This window comes from Paenibacillus sp. FSL R5-0475 (assembly GCF_038004585.1).
Lineage (GTDB): Bacteria > Bacillota > Bacilli > Paenibacillales > Paenibacillaceae > Paenibacillus_AQ.
The window spans coordinates 6668443-6687847 of sequence record NZ_JBBORK010000001.1; the positions used below are offsets into that span (position 1 = coordinate 6668443).

Consider the following 19405-nt stretch of genomic DNA (forward strand, 5'->3'; position numbering starts at 1 on the left):
ATAGGATGGAGAGCACCATGACAACATCACGACAGAACGCATTGATTTTCTCGTTTACTTTTATGGCGTTTATTCTGGGTACGACGGAGTATATTATCGTTGGATTACTCTCGGAAATATCCTCGAGCCTCGGAGTAACGTTAGCGACAGCCGGGGGCTTGGTATCTGGTTTCGCGATCGCTTATGCCATTGGCACACCCATTATGATGTCTTTGTTCAGCCGTATCCCGAAACGGATTACGATTCTTGTATCGCTTGTATTGATTCTGCTGCTGAATTTGTGGAGTGCTATAACTGGAACCTACAGTATGCTGCTAGTGACTAGAATAGTTACTGCCGTACTATGTGGTTTTGTTCTTTCTGTAGCCATTACGGTAGCGAATGAAGCGGTGGACCCGGAGAAAAGAGGCAAAGCGATCGCTACAATTTTGAGCGGTTTCGCTGTTGCGAATGTATTTGGTGTACCGATCGGAACTTTTGTAGGGCAGTATTTCAACTGGCCTGCAGCATTTGTACTAAATGGGGTATTAGCCGGAATTGCCATCGCGCTAAATTATGCCTATATTCCACGCAAACTACCGAAGCCTGTGCCTAGCTCACTTAAGGATCAGATCGAACTGCTCACGAATGGACGCATTATTCTTGCGTTTCTCATTCCAGTTACGGCAGTGGGAGCGGTGTTTGTGATGTACACGTACATTACACCATTGCTGGAGCAAGTGATGAATATTCCTAAGAGCTCGGTTAGTGGCGTACTGTTTGTATACGGGATTGCCACGATTGTCAGCAACTGGATTGGAGGCAAGGTTGCAACCGGAAATGCGGTAAGTAAGCTTAGATTCGTATTTCTTATCCAAGCTGTGGTCTATATCGTCTTTAGTTTGACCGCATCGATCTCGATTCTAGGAATGATCGTACTAATGATGCTAGCCGTAATGTCGAGTATTGTTAGCGCACCAGCCCAGCTCTATTTGATAGATTTGGCCAAGCAGTATTCACCAAGATCGAAGGACCTTGCTGCATCGTTGAATCCAGTAGCGTCTAACCTGGGAATCGCAGGAGGATCCGCAATTGGTGGAGTGGTTGCCCAGCATGGAGGATTAATCTCCCTACCTATAGCTGCTTCCATCCTGGCGATATCAGCATGTGTGATTGCTTTGATATGCTATAAGTTGGATCAGCAAACTCAAGAAGGGGTTATTGCTCAGCATCATAACTTAACCTGAAGAGAAGTTATAGAGGTCGTCGGAAATCATCCGGCGGCCTTTTCGTATATCAACAAGTAATCTAGTAAAACAATACAAAAAAATCCGTCGGAAGGAAAAATCCCTTAGACGGATCGTGAGTTATTATATGCAAATCCAACCAAGGCCGGGGATTTCTTTCCAAGTGCAGTTACCAGGGCCGCTGCCAGAACCACTACCAGGTCCACTACCAGGTCCTCCGCCAGATCCACTACCAGGAGTAGCTGGCATTGTGGGAAACGGCCCTTCAGCCATGGATATCATTTTTACGTCAATGACAGCACTTTTGCCATCTGCAAATAGCACACTAATTGAATCAGCATTAACTGTATTGACATAGGCTACAACCTTTTGACCACTACTTAAGGTGAAAATGCCCCATTTTCCGAGGAAAGGTTGAATATCAGTGATGGTTAGATATGCAAATACTGGGCCACCACTAGAATGCGTCTGCATTCCTGGTAGTTGGGTGCCGCTTCCAGGATATATGGGCATGGGTCCGCCTGATTGCATGCCACCTGGAGTCATTGGTTGGAATGGGGGGAAACTACGACCTGGGCACACATAGTACGGATTTCTGAAGTAAAAATATCCCACTTATTAACCTCCTTAGATACCTCTAATTAACAGATACCTAAAGTCTATGCTCCTGCCTATGTATTGGTGTATGACACGAATAAGGGCTTCAACTTTACTATAATTGACTATATTTATAATTATGTTATAATTCAAACATATGTTATTAATATAACAATATATATTGGTAATGTAACAAATGAAATATCCTGGAGTTATTAGAAGGAGGAGTGTGATTCAGAACAGTAGTTGTTCCTGTGAGTTATTGGGGGAAAACCTGATTTGTAGCGGAAACTGAGGAATTACAACTTAAACCGATACATATTAGGAGCACTTATTAGTTGCAGTTGCACGCACCCAGAGCTCGGTTCTTCACCTTCAATGGCTATGGAAAAACTAGTTACATGTAGTGCAATAACAATTGTTAGAATATTAACATTTTAAACGTTTTAAAATTAATTATTAAGGGAGAAGTGAACAGAATGGATGTTAAAGATATATTAGGAAAAGTAGATCATACCCTCCTTGATGTTACTGCTACATGGGATGATATAAAGAATTTATGTGATGATGCGATGAAATACCAGACGGCCAGTGTTTGCATCCCAAGTGCTTATGTTAGAGAAGCTGCAAATTATGTAGAGGGCAAAATAGCAATATGTACAGTTATCGGATTTCCGAATGGTTATAGTACACAAGCCGTTAAAGTATTTGAAGCAACAGATGCAATTACAAATGGAGCATCGGAAATTGATATGGTAATCAATGTGGGCTTCTTAAAAAGTGGACGTTATGAGGAAGTTTGCGACGAAATACGTGCCATTAAAAATGCATGTGGAAGTAGAGTATTAAAGGTTATTGTTGAAACCTGTTTGCTCACCCAAGAGGAAAAAGTGAAAGTATGTGAGCTTGTTACAAAAGCTGGTGCTGATTATATCAAAACATCCACTGGATTTTCAAAAGCTGGAGCAACTAAAGAGGATGTCAGCCTGTTTGCACAGAACATAGGTCAGAATGTGAAGATTAAAGCAGCTGGAGGCATTCGCTCTTTGGATGATGCTAAAGCATTTATCGATTTGGGAGCAGACCGTTTAGGAACTAGTGCCATAGTTAAAATTGTAAAAGGGCAGGAAGTATTGGGGTATTAGATATGGTATAATTCTGATAATTATACTTTATTATTAGTAGTTAGGATGAACCGGTATGGATAAGCAAGAGAGAGTAAATACAATTGTATCAATCCTAAAAAATAAAAGTGGCGCATCCATTAAAGAACTTTCACATCAACTTGATGTCACAGAAATGACTGTTCGCCGAGATATTAAATATCTAAAAGAAAATAAAATCGTTCAAGTTGTTTCAGGTGCGGTTATTTATAATGGTTCTGACCCAAATGAGAATAAACAAGATGAATATGATTTGACAACTCAAAAAAATAATCGAGCATCAGAAAAATATAATATAGGTAAGTTAGCAGCTTCACTAATCGAGCCTAACGATATTATTTTTATTGATATTGGTACAACAACCGCTCAAATCATCGAACATATTCCGTCAAATCATTCTGTGGAAATTGTTTGCTGTACTATGAACGCATTAATTGAGATTCATAAAAAAGGATTTAAGGATTTTATTCTTATTGGTGGTCATTACCGTCCAGAACTTCAAATGTTTGAAAGCAGAGAAGGGTTGGATTTAATAAGTAGAACACGAACAACAAAAGCATTTATTTCTGCTGCTGGAGTTAATGCTAAATTAGGCATTACTTGCACGAACAGTTGTGAAGTGGACACAAAGAATGCGGCAATTAATTGTGCTCTTGAGAAAATTTTAGTGATTGATTCCTCTAAGTTTGATATGGTTAAATCCACTTACTTTGCTTCGTTAAATGATTTTGATGCGATTGTAACCGATAGAGGTTTATCAGAAGAGTGGATTGAGAAAATCAAACAATTAAATATTTCTCTTTATCTAGCTTAGAAATTCAGCGCGTGCCGGTACTCAATCGGTGCGCGCTGTTTGTTTTTATACTTTTAAACTACTTTCTTATATGTTATAACTAATGCTACATTCTGAAGATCATTTGGCATTTGATTAGTTGAGGGGAGATTTAGTTTTTGCATTCACCACGGACACAAGACAACAAGAATTCGTTATATATCATTTTACTCATTTCGGGGATTGTTCTGGTAGCCTTTAATTTACGCCCTGCGATTACATCGGTAGGTCCATTAGTGGGCATTATTCAAGAAGATGTGGGGCTTGCACACTGGAGTGCAGGTTTATTAATGAGTATACCTTTGATATCCTTCGCTGTTATGTCGTCTCTCGTTCCTAGAATCGCTGCTCGTTTATCCAACGAGAAGACGCTATTGTTAGGTTTGGTTATTCTTTTGGTCGGAATTTGCATTCGTTCCATTTCAATGACACTCTTTATTTTCGTTGGTACGCTATTGATTGGAGTAGGGATAGCCATCGGAAATGTTCTATTGCCGGTAGTTGTGAAGGAGAAATTCCCACAAAAGTTCGGTCTAATGACAAGTATCTATTCCACTTCAATGGGATTGTTCGCATCGTTAGCATCAGGTATTAGTATTCCTCTAGCCCATGGTCTGAAGCTTGGGTGGGACGGAGCCTTAATCGTATGGGGAATTCCGACAATCATAGCGATCGTGGTATGGATCCTTCTAATTAGATTAAATCCAGCCAAAGATAATGCAGTGAAAAGTGTAAGGATCAGTGCTAAGCAAATCTGGCGTTCACCACTCGCTTGGAAAATAGCGCTATTCATGGGATTTCAGTCTTCATTATTTTATATAACGATGTCTTGGTTACCTGAAATCTTATATAACTATGGCATAAGTAGGGGTACAGCAGGCTGGTTATTATCCTTCACACAAATTGTTGGCGTACCTGTTAGTTTTCTTGTTCCGATTCTTGCAGGACGACTACGCTCTCAAGTATGGATTGCATTCGCATTAGGCATGTGCTCCATTGTTGGTTATGGTGGCCTAAGCATGGGCTCATCTTACCCCATAATGATCCTAAGTATTATCTTGATTGGTATCGCTTTGGGAGGGAATTTCCCATTGGCGCTAAGTTATATCGGAATTCGTGCCCGAAACGGAAATCAAGCTGCAGAATTATCTGGAATGGCTCAATCCACGGGATATATGCTTGCAGCCATAGGACCTATATTGATCGGTTATTTATACGATATGACCCAAGTGTGGACGATTCCACTGATCACACTGATCGTTATCTCTGGAGTAGTTACAACGTTTGGAATGTTGTCTGGCCGAGATAAGTATGTATAAAAAGACTCCCCATGTAGTAGACAGGTGTAATAATGAACCCTGCTGCCGTATGGGGAGTTTTTTTAAATCGTTTTATTTAAAATACTAAATATCTTTAGCGCTATTTGAATTCGTAGTAATTCTTCTGAATGCTTTAAGTCCAGATTTAGGATTTCCTTTATTTTCTCAATGCGATAGATAAGTGTGTTTCTGTGTAAAAACATAGCCTTTGAAGTTTCGGTGACATTCAGATTGTTAATAAAGTAATTTTCTAAAGTTAACATGTAGCTTGTACCATGTAATTGATCATGATCATAGATTTTACCTAGACACTTCCGAAAAAATTCTTCTAAGGCAACGACTTTGATATTTGCTTCCAACAGATGGTAAACCGAATAATCTTCGAAATGTGAGACCTTGTTTTGAAGGTTTTTTTGTTGCATCAATTTAATCATTTCGTTCGCCTCAGAAAAGCTATTATGCAGCGAGCTGATTGTACTGTATTGCTGACCAATGCCTATTAAGAGTGTTTCCTTCGTTCTTTCAATAAGTACCTCAAGCAGTTCATTTGCATATAACTTGGCATCACTAATCGCAACAGGAGGTCTTTCTTCATTTTGCCCTACTAGAATGATGACTCTATTATTTCTATAAAAGCACTTTATTTCTCCAATCGCTTTATGTGACAAGTCATAAATGATGTCCACACATTTTTTTGCAATGGACTCCATTTTGTACTTTCCAATAATCATATCTTCAAACTTGTCTGCTTCATTCATTTCAATATTTATCACCATACTGTAATACATATAGCCCGGATTTAATCCATGTAAATAACATAAGGTTTGCAGCGCTTCATGGGATGATATTTTCCCCGAAAGTAAATCATCAATGGAGTCCTGCTTAATTCTTATTTCAAGTTCGCTAATTTCCTTTGCTTTGATCAGCTCGAGTGCCATGATGGTGGAGGCTTGCTGCAAAATAATGTAATCAAATTCTGATAGCTCTTGCACTGTCTGCCAAATCACAATATAGCCATAAATATAGTTAGAAGCAGCGACAGGAATCACTCGACATTTTATTTCTGCACCTTCTGAATGATAGGTCCTCTTAATAGACTTTTTCATTTCATTTAGATTGGTAGGAATAGTATCGATGAACGCTTTATTAAAAACAGGCTGTCGATTTGAAAAATCAAGATAATACTCAAGAGGACTGTTGTTCTTCGCATGTTCAGTGTGATGCAATAATCGCCAATCCTTGTCTACGACAATAATAGGATTACTAATCGTTTCGGATAACATGGAAGTTATTTTGGCAATACCACCGCCTTCGAGGGTGATTTTGAAGAACAAGTTATGTATATCTAAAGTCTTTCTATTGAGCAAATCATATCTTCCGGAAACCTTCTCATTAATGATCGAGATCATGTTAGAGAGTGTGTATTCAAAGGGCAGTTCTAAAAGGGGCAACCCATACTTATTGGCTTCATCAATCATGTTCTGAGGAAGCTTGTCAAAGTACCGTTTCATTTTTACAACCAATCCTGAACAGTTCAGCTCCGCAAGTTCCTTAATAATTCGATTTTGTAGTTCTGCATTATTTTTAAAGATGTAGCCTGTTGATAAGAGTAGTTCGTTCGGTGAAAGCCAGTCAAAGGCGTCAGGATTCTCAATAATGTTAACGATGGATATGGATTTATCAATGCCTTGTTCTCCAGCAACAATTTTTATTCCCTCTATAGCCTTGATCTTCATTAAGTCTTTAACGGTTAGCAATTTTTGGCACGCTCCTCAGACACACTTTTAACACATTCGCTTGTATAACATGCACAAATAGGATGCACTCTTTTTGGTTCGCTTAAACGATGACGATCCCTACCAGTATATTATATATTAAGTGCGTAAGGTAGTTACGCTCGTCGTTGCCTTTGTACGATGTAACCAAATCATATTATTCAATGCATTCATCCATCTGTTGAAGTGAAAAGGAGGTCAATCACCTTTTTGAAAATATAAGGAATTAAAACAGAGGTGACTCTAGTGAGATTTGCGAAATCCGGTGATGGCGATTTTATTCAACGAATCATTCATCATAAGTTTCATGGTTTTGTTCATAGCACGTTTAATCGCACAATCAATATTCAATGTATGGATCGTGGAGATTTGTATACTATTGCGTGTAAGGGAATCGATAATGCTCCTAATACACTTATTATTGACTTAGAACACTTTGAAGAAGCAGATATCAGGGTGAATGACATTGTAAGTTCGGATCATTCCGTTTTATCAATTGCTAATAAGATATCTATCACAATGAATGGTGTTAAGAAATGGAATTGTAAACTGCCTAAATATCCTTCAGAAGCTGATGTCTTAATAATGAATGTATCCACCATGAAGCAATATATCAAACTTCACGGAAATAACAGCAGAATTGAAAGGGCTTTCAAGAGCGACAATCCTTTTGACGATGAAATGTCTAGAATGCTTCATGAACGGACGCAGTTACTTGTATCGGAATTGCAAAACAAGCGAATCTCTACTGCAATCACACATGCAACTTCGCTCATAGGCCTTGGACCAGGCTTAACGCCAGCCGGTGATGATTTCTTGGTGGGATTGTTTACCGTCATGGGCATCGAGAATCATCAATACTTTTCACACCAATCGTTTTGTGAAGAAGTCGTCTTACATGCGAAGGCTTTAACCAATGATATCAGCTATATGGCATTAGCTAAAGCAGCAGGTGGCCAGGTAAGAGAGTCTATAAGTGACTTAATGGAAGCTTTATTTAGAGGTAGCGAAGAGGAATTGCTATTGGCTTTAGATAGGGTACTGGCTATAGGGTCCACTTCGGGTACTGATATAGCTCTAGGAATTGTTGCAGGGCTGGAAATGAACAAGTAAATGGGAGGTACAAGTATGACTGTTCAAGTTTTAGTAAAACAAAACACTTATATCGATTCGGTATCTTTGATGTCACTCTCAACAAAAGCGAATCAGATCGAAATCGTAGAACAAGCCATTATTGCAATGGGTACTGAAATGAATAAAGAGGTCATTAGAAATGTGGGCTTGATGACACCAGAAGTAGAAAGTGCCAAAACAAGTGATTTAGTGATTATTGTGAAGGCTGCTTCTGAAGAACTATGTGAGGGTGCTTTCGAAAGCATCAATGATTTGTTAACGAAAAAGAAAGATTCCTCTAAAGGAAAGAGTGAGGTTAAATACTCAACCATTACCTCAGCTGTAAACGGTACTCCTGAAGCTAACTTAGCGATTATTGCCGTAAATGGGAGCTACGCTCCTAGAGAAGCAAGAAAAGCTCTTGAAAATAATCTTCACGTCATGCTGTTTAGCGACAATGTAAGTATTGAAGATGAAATTGAATTAAAGACTTTAGCCCAAGAAAAAGGCTTGCTAATGATGGGACCAGACTGTGGTACTGCGATTATTGGTAATGTCGCTTTGTGCTTTGCGAATGCCGTGAGAAAAGGCAATATCGGGATCGTTGGCGCATCAGGAACAGGTAGCCAAGAGGTAACGGTTCGTATTCATGAATTTGGCGGTGGAATCACACAGTTGATCGGTACAGGCGGTAGAGATCTAAGTGAAGAGGTTGGCGGCATTATGATGCTGGCCGGAATTAAAGCGTTAGAAGAGGACGATGCAACAAAGGTTATTGTTCTCGTATCTAAACCACCAGCACCAAGTGTAGAAGAGAAAGTACTAGCACAAATTAAACAATGTAAGAAACCAGTCGTGGTTTGGTTTGTGGGTGGGAATGAAGAAAAGGTTACCCAAGCTGGCGGTCATTTTGCAAAAATGTCAAAAGAAGCGGCACTTAAAGCGGTGCTTTTAGCTGGAGCAGACGAATCGAAGCTTAACAAACGTGCGTTAAATCTTCCGCTTATTGAAGAAGTGCGTGCGAAGTTAAATCCTCAGCAAAAATATATCCGTGGACTATTCAGTGGCGGTACGCTCTGTGATGAAGCGATGCACATTGCTATGGAGAAATTCGATAATGTCTACAGTAACATTCAGAGAGATCCTAAATATCGCTTAAAAGATGTTAGAGTAAGCCAAGATCATACCTTTATTGACTTCGGAGACGACCAATTTACACAAGGCAAACCACATCCAATGATAGATCCATCCACTCGAATTGAAAGATTTATTCAAGAAGCAAAAGATCCTTCTGTCGGTGTTATTGTGATGGACTTTGTTCTAGGCTTCGGAGCACACGAAGATCCTGTAGGCGCAATGCTTCCAGCGATTATCGAAGCGAAGCAAGCCGCTGAAGATGAAGGAAGACATCTAGAGATTATTGGATACATTCTTGGAACCGAGCTAGATAGTCAAAATATTGAAGGTCAAATTAATAAATTGTTAGCTTCTGGTGCTACACATGCTAGCAGCAGTCAGAACGCAGGTCTACTAGCAAGAGAATTCGTTGTGAAAGGAGAATAGTCATGAGTAAAATCAATGAACTTTTTACGAATAAACTAAATGTCATAAATGTAGGCATTGCGAACTTTAGAGATGATTTGTTAAAACAAAACGCGAATGTAACTCACTTGGAGTGGACGCCGCCAGGCAGAGGGAATCCAGAATTAATTGCTGCGCTGGATAAGCTTGAAGACCCAAGTGTTACAGATAAGATTGAAGCTGCTAACAAAGAGGCTGTTGAGCGAATTATTAACTCGCAACCGGTACTGATTGGCTTTGACCAAGCGATCAATGTGGTTCCTGGTATGACGAAAAATACGATTTTACATGCTGGCCCGCCAATCACTTGGGAACGAATGAATGGTCCGATGAAAGGTGCGATAACAGGGGCTATTGTATTTGAAGGACTTGCCCCCAATATTGAAGCAGCAGCTGTACTAGCCGCGTCTGGAGCGATTATTTTCTCGCCATGTCATGAACATAACTGTGTTGGTTCCATGGCTGGTGTAACATCGGCTTCCATGTTTATGCATATTGTTGAGAATAAAACTTATGGAAATATTGCCTATACAAATTTAAGTGAACAAATGTCCAAAATCCTTCGTATGGGTGCTAATGACGAGAGTGTTATCCAGCGTTTGATTTGGATGCGAGATGTATTGGGTCCTATTTTAAGAGATGCGATGAAACTTAATCCAAATGGGATTGACTTGCGCCTAATGCTCTCACAAGCCCTTCATATGGGGGACGAGTGTCATAACCGAAATGTAGCTGGAACAACCCTGCTCATTCAAGCACTAACGCCTTATATTATCCAAACCGATTTCACTGTTGAGCAGAAAAAAGAAGTGTTTGAATTCGTTAGCAGCAGCGATTATTTCTCGGGTCCGACATGGATGGCGCTATGTAAATGTGCCCTTGATGCTGCGCATGGCATTGAGAATAGTACCATTGTTACCACAATGGCTCGTAACGGAGTGGAATTCGGTATCCGTGTGAGTGGAATCGCTGGAAACGTGTGGTTTACAGGTCCTGCACAACAAGTAATTGGTCCTATGTTCGCTGGTTACAAACCTGAGGATTCTGGTCTTGATATTGGTGACAGTGCGATTACGGAGACCTATGGAATTGGCGGATTTGCTATGGCAACTGCACCGGCTATTGTTTCGCTTGTGGGGGGTACCGTTGATGATGCAATCAGTTACACCACAAAAATGGCAGAAATCACAACCACTGAAAATCCTAACGTGACGATTCCAATGCTTGACTTTATAGGGATTCCAACAGGTATTGATATTCAAAAAGTCATCCAAACAGGAATTATGCCGATTATCAATACAGCCATTGCACATAAAGATGCGGGGATTGGAATGATTGGTGCAGGTATCGTTAACCCTCCAATCGAAGCATTTGAACAAGCATTACTTGCATTAAGTGAAAATATTAAATAAGAAGAGGGCTAACTTGCTTAGCCCACCATTCTTATTTCGAACTAGACGAACATCTTCGTGCTAGGCTGTGAAGGAGTGAACAATTTTGGATAGTCTATCCTTGAATACAAAACTTATTGAGGCGAGTGAACAGGGAGAACTGGCTTCTGTTGAGAAACTATTAGGCGAAGGTGCCAGTGTTGAATATAAAGATGCTGCAGGGAGAACAGCGTTAATGGCGGCAACTCAAAACAATCAAATCGCGATTGCTAAAAGGTTAATAGAAGCAGGAAGTGACGTGAACACTAGAGATATTACACAACTCTCACCGTTTATTTGCTCAGCAGCAAATGGCTTTTATGAAATCCTGCGTCTCATGATTGCTGGTGGAGCTGATTTGAAGAGCGTGAATCGATTTGGAGGAACAGCGCTGTTACCATCGAGCGAAAAGGGCTATTTAAAAACAGTAGAAGTGTGTATTGATGCTGGGGTTCCAGTGAATCATGTCAACGACTTAGGCTGGTCAGCCCTACTTGAAGCAGTCATATTGGGGAATGGCGGACGACTATATTCTGACATTATTGAAGCGCTTGTTCATGCAGGGGCAGATGTGCATTGGCCTGATCGAGATGGGCTCTCATCCCTACAACGTGCCGAAGAGAACGGTCAGCATAAAGTCGTGAAGATTCTAGAACAAAGCTTCCAAGAAAATAACGAATATGTGAAGCAGGCAAAGGCTCTCGCTAACAACGATCAATATGAAGAAGCTATATCCATCATCAATAGAGCGCTAGAAGTGGATGCTGACAACCTGGATTTCATCTATTATAAAGGTTATTTCTTGCAGGAATTAAAGAGATACGAAGAGGCACTTCAATGCTATGAAAGCGTTTTATCTATGGATTCTGCTAATTTAGAATTTTATTTCTACACAGCGAATTGTTTAAGACTGTGGAAAAAACCGGAGGAGGCTCTTCAGGAATATGATAAAGCCTGTGAGCTGGCACCTAATGAAACGTTCTATCGCTACCACAAATCCAATTATTTAAGAGAACTTGGGCGACACCAAGAAGCAGTTATCGAGATGGATAAGCTGCTAGCGCTTCAGCCGAATAGATATGACTTCTCCTTTCATAAGGCGAACAGTCTAAGATCGCTTGGTAAGCATAAAGAGGCCATTGAGGCTATCGAGAACGCAATTAAGAATGATCCAACGAATCCGTTATACCACTCACACAAAAAGCAATCTCTTGAGTTACTCGGTTAGCGAATAAGAATTGCAACATAGGAGGCATCAGATGAAAGAGACTGTAATCGTTGCTATTGGCGGGAACTCATTGGTCAAGGAAAATGGGCTGGATTCGATTCATGACCAATCTGAAGCAGTAAAAGAAGTTGTCGTCAATATTGTTGATATGGTGCAAGAAGGCTACAATGTCGTCGTTACTCATGGTAACGGACCACAGGTAGGGTTTGGACTAAGAAGATCTGAGATTGCACATGAAATTGCCGGCATGTCTCCTGTTCCACTAGTGAATTGTGGAGCCGATACACAAGGTGGAATCGGTTATTTAATTCAACAAGCTTTAATTAATGAATTTGCAGTTAGAGGGATCCACAAGAATGTAGCTACGGTGATTACACAAGTCGAAGTAAGCTCAGAAGACCCTAATTTCAAGAATCCAACGAAACCAGTAGGATCCTTCTTTTCCAAAGAGCAAGCGGAAGAAATGAAAAAAGAACATCCGGAATGGAGCTTTGTAGAAGACTCTGGCAGAGGATACCGTAGAGTAGTTCCATCCCCAAGACCTATAGATATTGTGGAGAAAGACGCGATTAAATCATTAATCGATGGGGGCTTTGTCGTTGTCGCTGCAGGCGGTGGAGGTATCGCAGTCGTGAAGTCTGATGATAACACGTACAAAGGTGTTGATGCAGTCATCGATAAGGATTTTGCTACGAGTCTTTTAGCAGAACAGATTCATGCGGAGACCTTAATTATTACAACGGGAGTGTCTAGAGTATGCATCAACTATGGTAAGCCGAATCAACAGGAGCTATCCAAAATGACGGTTGATGAGACTAAACAATATGTACTAGAAAATCACTTCCCAGCAGGAAGTATGCTGCCTAAAATCGAGGCGAGTTTAAGCTTCTTAGAGAACAGCGGAACGCGAGTTATTATTACGAATCCGGAAAGCTTAAAAGATGCGATCAATGAACAGGCAGGCACTCATATCGTGAAGTAATTTAAGCGAGGGGAAGTGTAGATATGGATCAAGCAAAATTGGAACAAAATTATGATAGGTACAAATCATACGGTTACGGTGAGGAATTACTGCCCAAGAAGCCTGAGCAAAGAGACTGGGGAATGTCCAACTATATAACCCTTTGGATGGGTGCTGTTCATAATATTATGTCGTATATGACAGTTGCAGGTTTCTTCGTCTTAGGATTGGATACAACACAGGTGCTCTTTGCCGTTATGCTTTCGGCCATTATTGTCTCCGCATTTTATGCTTTAAACGGATATTCTGCCTCCAAATATGGGCTGCCATTCGCGATGTTGCTTCGTGATTCATTTGGGGTAAAAGGAGCAATTATACCGGCATTGATACGAGGACTTGTTGCCGGATTAGTATTCTTTGGAACCACTACCGTTGTTGGTGCAGAATCATTAAATGTTATATTTGCTAGATTTATTCCGAATTATATGGATTTAGGCGGTGGCTTCACACTATTCGGGTTAGCATTCCCGACAATGATCTCCTATGCGATTCTTTGGACAGCAACGGTTCTGTTGTTCTTAGGTGGAATGAAAACATTAGGTAAGTTCGGTAACTGGTCTTCCCCAGTAGTGTATGTGTTTATTATTGGTGCTGCTGTTTGGGCGATCAAGATTGCTGGAGGGTTTGGACCGATTTTAGAGTATGTACCAGCGAACCCAAGCTCAAGTCCATTAGTCTTTATTGCTTGCGTGAGTGCATTGGTATCTAACTGGGCGGGTCCTGTTGTGAATATGTCGGACTTCACACATCGTGCGAAATCACCAAAAGCGGCTATGATTGGATTGCCGGTAGGGTTTATCTTGTCTTATATTCTTTTTGCCATCACTTGTGTGGCTTTAATCGCGGGTACTGAAATTGCGTTTGGTGAACCGATTTTCAATATCGTTCATGCCATTGATAAAATTGAAAACACTTTCGCTGTTGTTGTATTGATTCTAGCGCTAAACGTAGGAGCAATCGCCTTCGTAGTGTTTGCAAACCTATTGCCAGCTGGCTTGCAAATGTCATCTCTTTTCCCGAAAAAATTCACTGTAAAGACTGCAGGTGTCTTAACAGCCGTTGTTGGAACTTTGATTTTGCCATGGAAGCTTGTAGAAAGTACAACGACCTTATTCTACTTCTATAGCTTTATTGGGTCCATCTTTGGTCCAATTGCGGGTATTATGCTTTCAAGCTTCTTTATTCATCGGAAAAGAGTATTAAATCTTGATAATATCTATGTCCCAGCAGGCAGCAACGGTGAATATAAGAATGGTTACAATCCTGTTGCGATGGCTGTTTTAGCAGTCAGCTTCATCCTTCCTATGTCAGGTGCATTTCTTAAGGGTATCCCCTTCCTAGTTAGGATGAATGATTTTGCTTTCTTTAGTGGTTTAATTGTTTCGTTTGTTCTATACACCATCTTTAGCAAAACACTAAAATCATCCCAATTAAACTAGAGGAGGAATTTTGAAATGGATTACATGAAATTGGCGGTAGATGCAACGATCGAGGGTATGAATAAGAAATTTGGGGGCCCGTTTGGTGCAACGATTGTTCGAGGCGATGAAGTAATTGCAGCGGTTAGCAATACGATGATGAGAGATACGGATCCTTCTGCACATGCGGAAATGGTAGCTATCCGAGAAGCTTGCAAAAAGCTAGACACGATGGACTTATCGGATTGTGTAATTTATGCCACCTGTGAACCGTGTCCGATGTGTATGGGCGCTATTATTTGGTCAGGTGTTAAGGAAGTTCATTATTGCAGCACAAGAGATGATGCGAAAGAGCATGGCTTCTCTGACATTCACCTTCGCGAATATTTTGTGGGGCATGATGAGAGTGTTGTTAATATGATTAAAGTGGAAGCTAGAGAAGATTGCGATCATTTATGGACGCATTTCCACGAATTAAACAAGAAATAATTCATGCGGTCTCCTATATTTTCCGGCACTATTTTAGTGCCGGATTTTCCTGTTCTTCTACAGACCTACTCAGCAAGATGAAGCTGAAGGAAATCAATCACCTGATGAAGAGCTTTTTGCACAACAGGGTTATCGAAATCTTTTTCAAATACATGCTCTCCGTTTGGAATAGTAATAAGCTTTGCCGGTACTCCTTCTTTCACTAGCGCAGCTCTCATGAATACCGATTGTTCATACGGTACATCTACATCGTTCGTTCCGTGCAGTAACAATGTAGGGGGGAATTCCTTAGTTACATGATGAATAGGACAGAATTTGAGGAGTTCTTCCTTATGTAGAGAAGGATTCAAGCCCGTCACTTCTTCGATCCAACGACCGGATTGTCTTGCATATAAATAGAGAAGAAAACGCTCGTCAACGCTTGCGCTCGTAATGATTTGATCGGACACTGTACCTTTTGCAATCTCCATGGAGACGATATCCTTTTCACAATAGAATTTACTTGGTTCGAGTGCCCATGGAGCGCTAATATCGCCATATCCATAGAAGGAGACAATCGCACGTGGCTTATGTGTAAACATTCCTGTGCTTAGTGCAAGGAAACCACCTGCTGAGCTTCCCACTACAGCGATCCTCGAGGGGTCAATGGAGAATTGTTTTGGTCCTTCCTTTTCTAACCAAAGAAGGCTATCTTGGACATCTTCAAGGATGTCAGATAGGGTTGACCTAGGGGCTAATCTATAGTCAATCGAAAATAGCGCAAAGCCATTATTAGTGTAAAGTTGTATCATTTCCTCGGATAGATCTTCTCGATCACCCCAAAGTAGGCCGCCTCCGTGAATGTAAACAATAGCAGGGGCTTGGGGACGGTTTGTTTCATAAAAATCAGCTTTAATTGTAAATGAGTCATTTTCTTTAAAAATAATGGTCTTCTTCATAGCTATCCATTACACCTCATCAAGTAAGTAATTTTTAAAGACTAGCACTACCTCTATTGTATATCATTCACGAATTTTGATGAAACCATAATCATGAATACCCAGGATTGGAGATATTAGCATGGATAGAAAGAGAAGATATCAGGCTTTATTTGATAATATTAATCAATATAACTCGGGTGAGAAGGGCATCACTAGAATTGCCTATACAAATGAAGAGCAGACATGTACGAGTGCTTTTATGCGGATGTGTAAGGCTGAAAATTTAGATATTCGGATGGATCATTGCGGGAATGTGATTGCTAGAAGGAATGGGAAGATAGAAGGGCTCCCACCCGTTGTAATGGGCTCTCACTTGGATACGGTATATCAAGGTGGGAAGTACGATGGGGTAGTAGGTGTAACGGCTGCTTTGGAAGTGATCAAACGTCTAAACGAAAAAGGGATTGAAACGGATCATCCGATCGAAATTATCTCATTTGCCTGTGAAGAATCCTCGCGTTTTGGTATTTCAACAGTAGGCAGCAAAATAATGTCAGGGTTATTTCAGAAGGAGAAATATAGATCTTTGAAGGACAAAGACGGTATTACCATGGAAAAGGCATTTTCGCTATGTGCACTGGATTATAACAGTATTGATCAGGCGAGTAGAGAGAATGAAGAATTAAAAGCGTTTTTTGAATTACATATTGAGCAAGGTCCTGTCTTAATAAACAATAATAAAAGAATTGGAATTGTGACTGGAATTGCTGCACCCGTGAGGCTTCATATTCAAATATCAGGGAAGGCATCCCACTCTGGAACGACACCTATGAATATGAGAAAAGATGCTTTTCTGGGTGCCTCAGAAATAGCACTTGAGCTTGAGAAAGCAGCCAAACTCGAACAAGAATTTGGAACGGTTGCGACGCTAGGGGTGATAGATATCTTGAATGGCGCTATGAACGTGGTTCCGGGAGAGGTGGAAATTAAAATTGATATCAGATCTACTTCAGTGGCATCCAGGCAACGTGTGTTAGACCATTTGTATCAAACAATATCCTTAGTACAAGAAAATAGACAACTTGTAATTGAGAGTACGGAAATTATTTCGGAGGAACCCGTCCTATTATCTGATGAGATCAGTCAGGTTCTAGAATCCATTTGTGAAGAGAAAGGGATATCGAGTCAACGGATGATTAGTGGGGCAGGGCATGATGCCATGAACATGAACAAACTTTGCCCAGTAGGGCTTATCTTTGTTCCTTCTATAGATGGACTTAGTCATCATCCTAATGAATATACAGACTTGGATGATATCATTATGGGGATTGATATTTTAGAAGAAGCTGTTCTTCGTTATGCGTTTGTAAGACAAACATAGATTTTTTCACAGCCTTGTTCATTATTCTTCACATACTGAACAAGGCTGTTCTGCATATCTACTATAGTGTTTTGTTGACAACAACAAATGAGTATGTTAAATTTATCTTAAGTTAAAGATAATTAATGTAAAGATAAATTGTTGGGAATAGGGTTCTGTGAAACATAGGATGAAATGTTGGAAAGAAATTTTTTTTGAATGATATCTTAACATTAAGATAATTCAATTAATCTTTCTTGATCTAGGGAATTATATTACAAAATCAAACTAAAACCTTAGGAGTGTATAATCATGAGAAATTTAAAAGGGATTCACCACGTAACAGCCATCACAAGCAGCGCAGAGAAAAACTACGAGTTTTTTACTTACGTATTGGGAATGCGTCTAGTGAAGAAAACCGTCAATCAAGACGATATTCAAACGTATCACTTATTTTTTGCAGATGATAAGGGCAGTGCCGGAACGGATATGACGTTCTTTGACTTCCCTAACATTCCTAAAGGTGTTCACGGAACCAATGAGATCGCCAAGACATCCTTCCGAGTACCAACTGATGCTGCATTAGACTACTGGGTTAAACGTTTTGATCGCCTGGATGTGAAGCATACCGGAATTAAAGAGCAGTTTGGCAAAAAGACTTTATCCTTCGTAGATTTTGATGATCAACAATATCAACTTATCTCCGATGAATTTAATGAAGGGGTCGCATCAGGTACACCATGGCAAAAAGGACCGATTCCTTTAGAGTTTGCGATCACTGGTTTGGGACCGATCTTTGTATGTATAGCTGACTTCAGCTATTTTAAAGAAATGTTGGAAAGAGTCATGCTGTTTAAAGAAATCGCTCAGGAAGAGGCTTATCATTTGTTTGAAGTCGGCGAAGGCGGAAACGGGGCGCAAATTATTGTTGAGCATAATGAGGGTTTACCGAATTCACGCCAAGGTTTTGGTACGGTTCACCATGCGGCTTTCCGAGTAGAAGACCGTGCGATGCTGGATGAGTGGACTAAGCATTTTGAAGACTTTGGATTCCGTACTTCAGGTTATGTGGATCGTCATTTCTTCGAGTCGCTGTATACACGTGTTGCTCCACAAATCCTGTTTGAGCTTGCAACAGATGGACCTGGATTTATGGGAGACGAGGAATACGAAACGGTTGGAGAAAAGCTTTCATTGCCACCATTCTTAGAACCTAAACGTGAGCAAATTGAGAAGTTAGTACGCCCTATTGATACCGTTAGAAGCACGATCGATTTCGTGAAAGAGTGAAGAAGGAGCTGGGGAGATTGATTTCGATTGATCCGAAGCAAAATAGTGAGCGGGAAAATTATAAGTTATTAATTGGTACTGTTATTCCTAGGCCCATTGCTTTTGTCACTACACAATCAGAAGATGGCATTTTGAATGGTGCGCCGTTTAGCTATTTTAATATCGTCTCGTCTAATCCTCCGATGGTTTCACTGTCTATTCAAAGACCAGCGGGACGATTAAAAGATACAGCCCATAATATCTATAACAATCATCAGTTTGTTGTGCATATTGTAGATGATGAGAATGTTGGAAAAATCAATCAAACCGCTGCCTCATTGCCAAGAGCAGAAAGTGAAATTGAACTTGCCAATCTTACACCGGTCCCAAGTAAAAATATAGCTGTACCTGGTGTATTGGAAGCAAAGGTTCGAATGGAATGTAAGCTTGTACAAGCGATACCTCTAGGAGCAGAAGAACCTGGGAGTGATTTGTTCATCGGCGAAATTGTTCAGTTTCATATCGATGAATCGATTTATCAGGAGGGGCGGATTGACCCTAGAGCCTTAAATGCAGTAAGTCGTTTAGCGGGAGCTAATTACGCTACGATTGGTGAGATTTTTGAAATTGAGAGACCGGAATAATAAACTAAGATCTGTTCGTA

17 protein-coding genes are annotated in these 19405 nt (G+C 40.3%); 14 read left to right on the forward strand and 3 right to left on the reverse strand.

All coding sequences use genetic code 11. The features are described 5' to 3' along the window. The first annotated feature begins 17 nt into the window (after window positions 1-17). Complete coding sequence (locus MKX41_RS29720) at window positions 18-1226, forward strand: MFS transporter (RefSeq protein WP_076283946.1); 1209 nt, start codon at window positions 18-20, stop codon at window positions 1224-1226. 123 nt (window positions 1227-1349) lie between these two features. Here MKX41_RS29720 and MKX41_RS29725 read toward each other — a convergent pair whose 3' ends face one another. Beyond that, on the reverse strand, window positions 1350-1841 hold the full coding sequence (locus tag MKX41_RS29725) for a hypothetical protein (RefSeq protein WP_340974364.1): 492 nt from the start codon (window positions 1839-1841) through the stop codon (window positions 1350-1352). Window positions 1842-2302: 461 nt separating this feature from the next. Here MKX41_RS29725 and deoC point away from each other — a divergent pair, with 461 nt between their 5' ends. From deoC to MKX41_RS29740, 3 genes are all read left to right on the forward strand, one after another. Next, a complete protein-coding gene (gene deoC / locus MKX41_RS29730; protein ID WP_076283948.1) occupies window positions 2303-2968 on the forward strand; it encodes a deoxyribose-phosphate aldolase in 666 nt (221 codons plus the stop codon). Window positions 2969-3023: 55 nt separating this feature from the next. Further along, a complete protein-coding gene (locus MKX41_RS29735; RefSeq protein WP_042185310.1) occupies window positions 3024-3800 on the forward strand; it encodes a DeoR/GlpR family DNA-binding transcription regulator in 777 nt (258 codons plus the stop codon). A 137-nt stretch (window positions 3801-3937) separates the two neighbouring features. Beyond that, complete coding sequence (locus MKX41_RS29740) at window positions 3938-5137, forward strand: CynX/NimT family MFS transporter (protein ID WP_340974366.1); 1200 nt, start codon at window positions 3938-3940, stop codon at window positions 5135-5137. Between the two features lie 62 nt (window positions 5138-5199). Here the strand turns inward: MKX41_RS29740 and MKX41_RS29745 are convergent, their stop codons facing one another. After that, entirely contained in the window at window positions 5200-6894 is a 1695-nt protein-coding gene (locus MKX41_RS29745; protein WP_076283954.1) for a PucR family transcriptional regulator, read from the reverse strand. A 264-nt stretch (window positions 6895-7158) separates the two neighbouring features. Between MKX41_RS29745 and MKX41_RS29750 the strand changes: the two genes are divergently transcribed. From MKX41_RS29750 to MKX41_RS29780, 7 genes are all read left to right on the forward strand, one after another. Next, window positions 7159-8025 (forward strand): DUF2877 domain-containing protein, encoded by an 867-nt coding sequence (locus MKX41_RS29750; protein WP_340974367.1) that lies wholly within the window; start codon window positions 7159-7161, stop codon window positions 8023-8025. Between the two features lie 15 nt (window positions 8026-8040). Beyond that, window positions 8041-9588, forward strand: coding sequence for an acyl-CoA synthetase FdrA (gene fdrA, locus MKX41_RS29755; protein WP_340974368.1), 1548 nt, complete (start codon window positions 8041-8043; stop codon window positions 9586-9588). Window positions 9589-9590: 2 nt separating this feature from the next. Continuing rightward, on the forward strand, window positions 9591-11018 hold the full coding sequence (locus tag MKX41_RS29760) for a YlbE family protein (RefSeq protein WP_340974369.1): 1428 nt from the start codon (window positions 9591-9593) through the stop codon (window positions 11016-11018). 85 nt (window positions 11019-11103) lie between these two features. Then, window positions 11104-12264, forward strand: coding sequence for an ankyrin repeat domain-containing protein (locus MKX41_RS29765; protein WP_340974370.1), 1161 nt, complete (start codon window positions 11104-11106; stop codon window positions 12262-12264). A gap of 31 nt (window positions 12265-12295) precedes the next feature. Next, complete coding sequence (gene arcC, locus MKX41_RS29770) at window positions 12296-13246, forward strand: carbamate kinase (protein WP_340974371.1); 951 nt, start codon at window positions 12296-12298, stop codon at window positions 13244-13246. Between the two features lie 23 nt (window positions 13247-13269). Then, the gene (locus MKX41_RS29775; RefSeq protein ID WP_042185326.1) at window positions 13270-14724 is read left to right on the forward strand and encodes a cytosine permease; all 1455 of its coding nucleotides are present in this window, start codon (window positions 13270-13272) and stop codon (window positions 14722-14724) included. Window positions 14725-14739: 15 nt separating this feature from the next. Next, the gene (locus MKX41_RS29780) at window positions 14740-15192 is read left to right on the forward strand and encodes a nucleoside deaminase (protein WP_042124600.1); all 453 of its coding nucleotides are present in this window, start codon (window positions 14740-14742) and stop codon (window positions 15190-15192) included. 65 nt (window positions 15193-15257) lie between these two features. Here the strand turns inward: MKX41_RS29780 and MKX41_RS29785 are convergent, their stop codons facing one another. Then, entirely contained in the window at window positions 15258-16130 is an 873-nt protein-coding gene (locus MKX41_RS29785; protein ID WP_340974374.1) for an alpha/beta hydrolase, read from the reverse strand. A 121-nt stretch (window positions 16131-16251) separates the two neighbouring features. Here MKX41_RS29785 and MKX41_RS29790 point away from each other — a divergent pair, with 121 nt between their 5' ends. The 3 genes from MKX41_RS29790 to MKX41_RS29800 all read left to right on the forward strand — a co-directional run bounded on the left by MKX41_RS29790 (window position 16252) and on the right by MKX41_RS29800 (window position 19385). Next, window positions 16252-17493, forward strand: coding sequence for a M20 family metallo-hydrolase (locus tag MKX41_RS29790; protein ID WP_076283962.1), 1242 nt, complete (start codon window positions 16252-16254; stop codon window positions 17491-17493). A gap of 291 nt (window positions 17494-17784) precedes the next feature. Beyond that, window positions 17785-18762, forward strand: coding sequence for a ring-cleaving dioxygenase (locus MKX41_RS29795; protein ID WP_340974377.1), 978 nt, complete (start codon window positions 17785-17787; stop codon window positions 18760-18762). A gap of 17 nt (window positions 18763-18779) precedes the next feature. Then, window positions 18780-19385 carry a flavin reductase family protein gene (locus MKX41_RS29800; protein ID WP_234531237.1) on the forward strand — a complete coding sequence of 202 codons (606 nt, stop codon included), beginning with the start codon at window positions 18780-18782 and terminating at the stop codon, window positions 19383-19385. Window positions 19386-19405 lie beyond the last annotated feature (20 nt).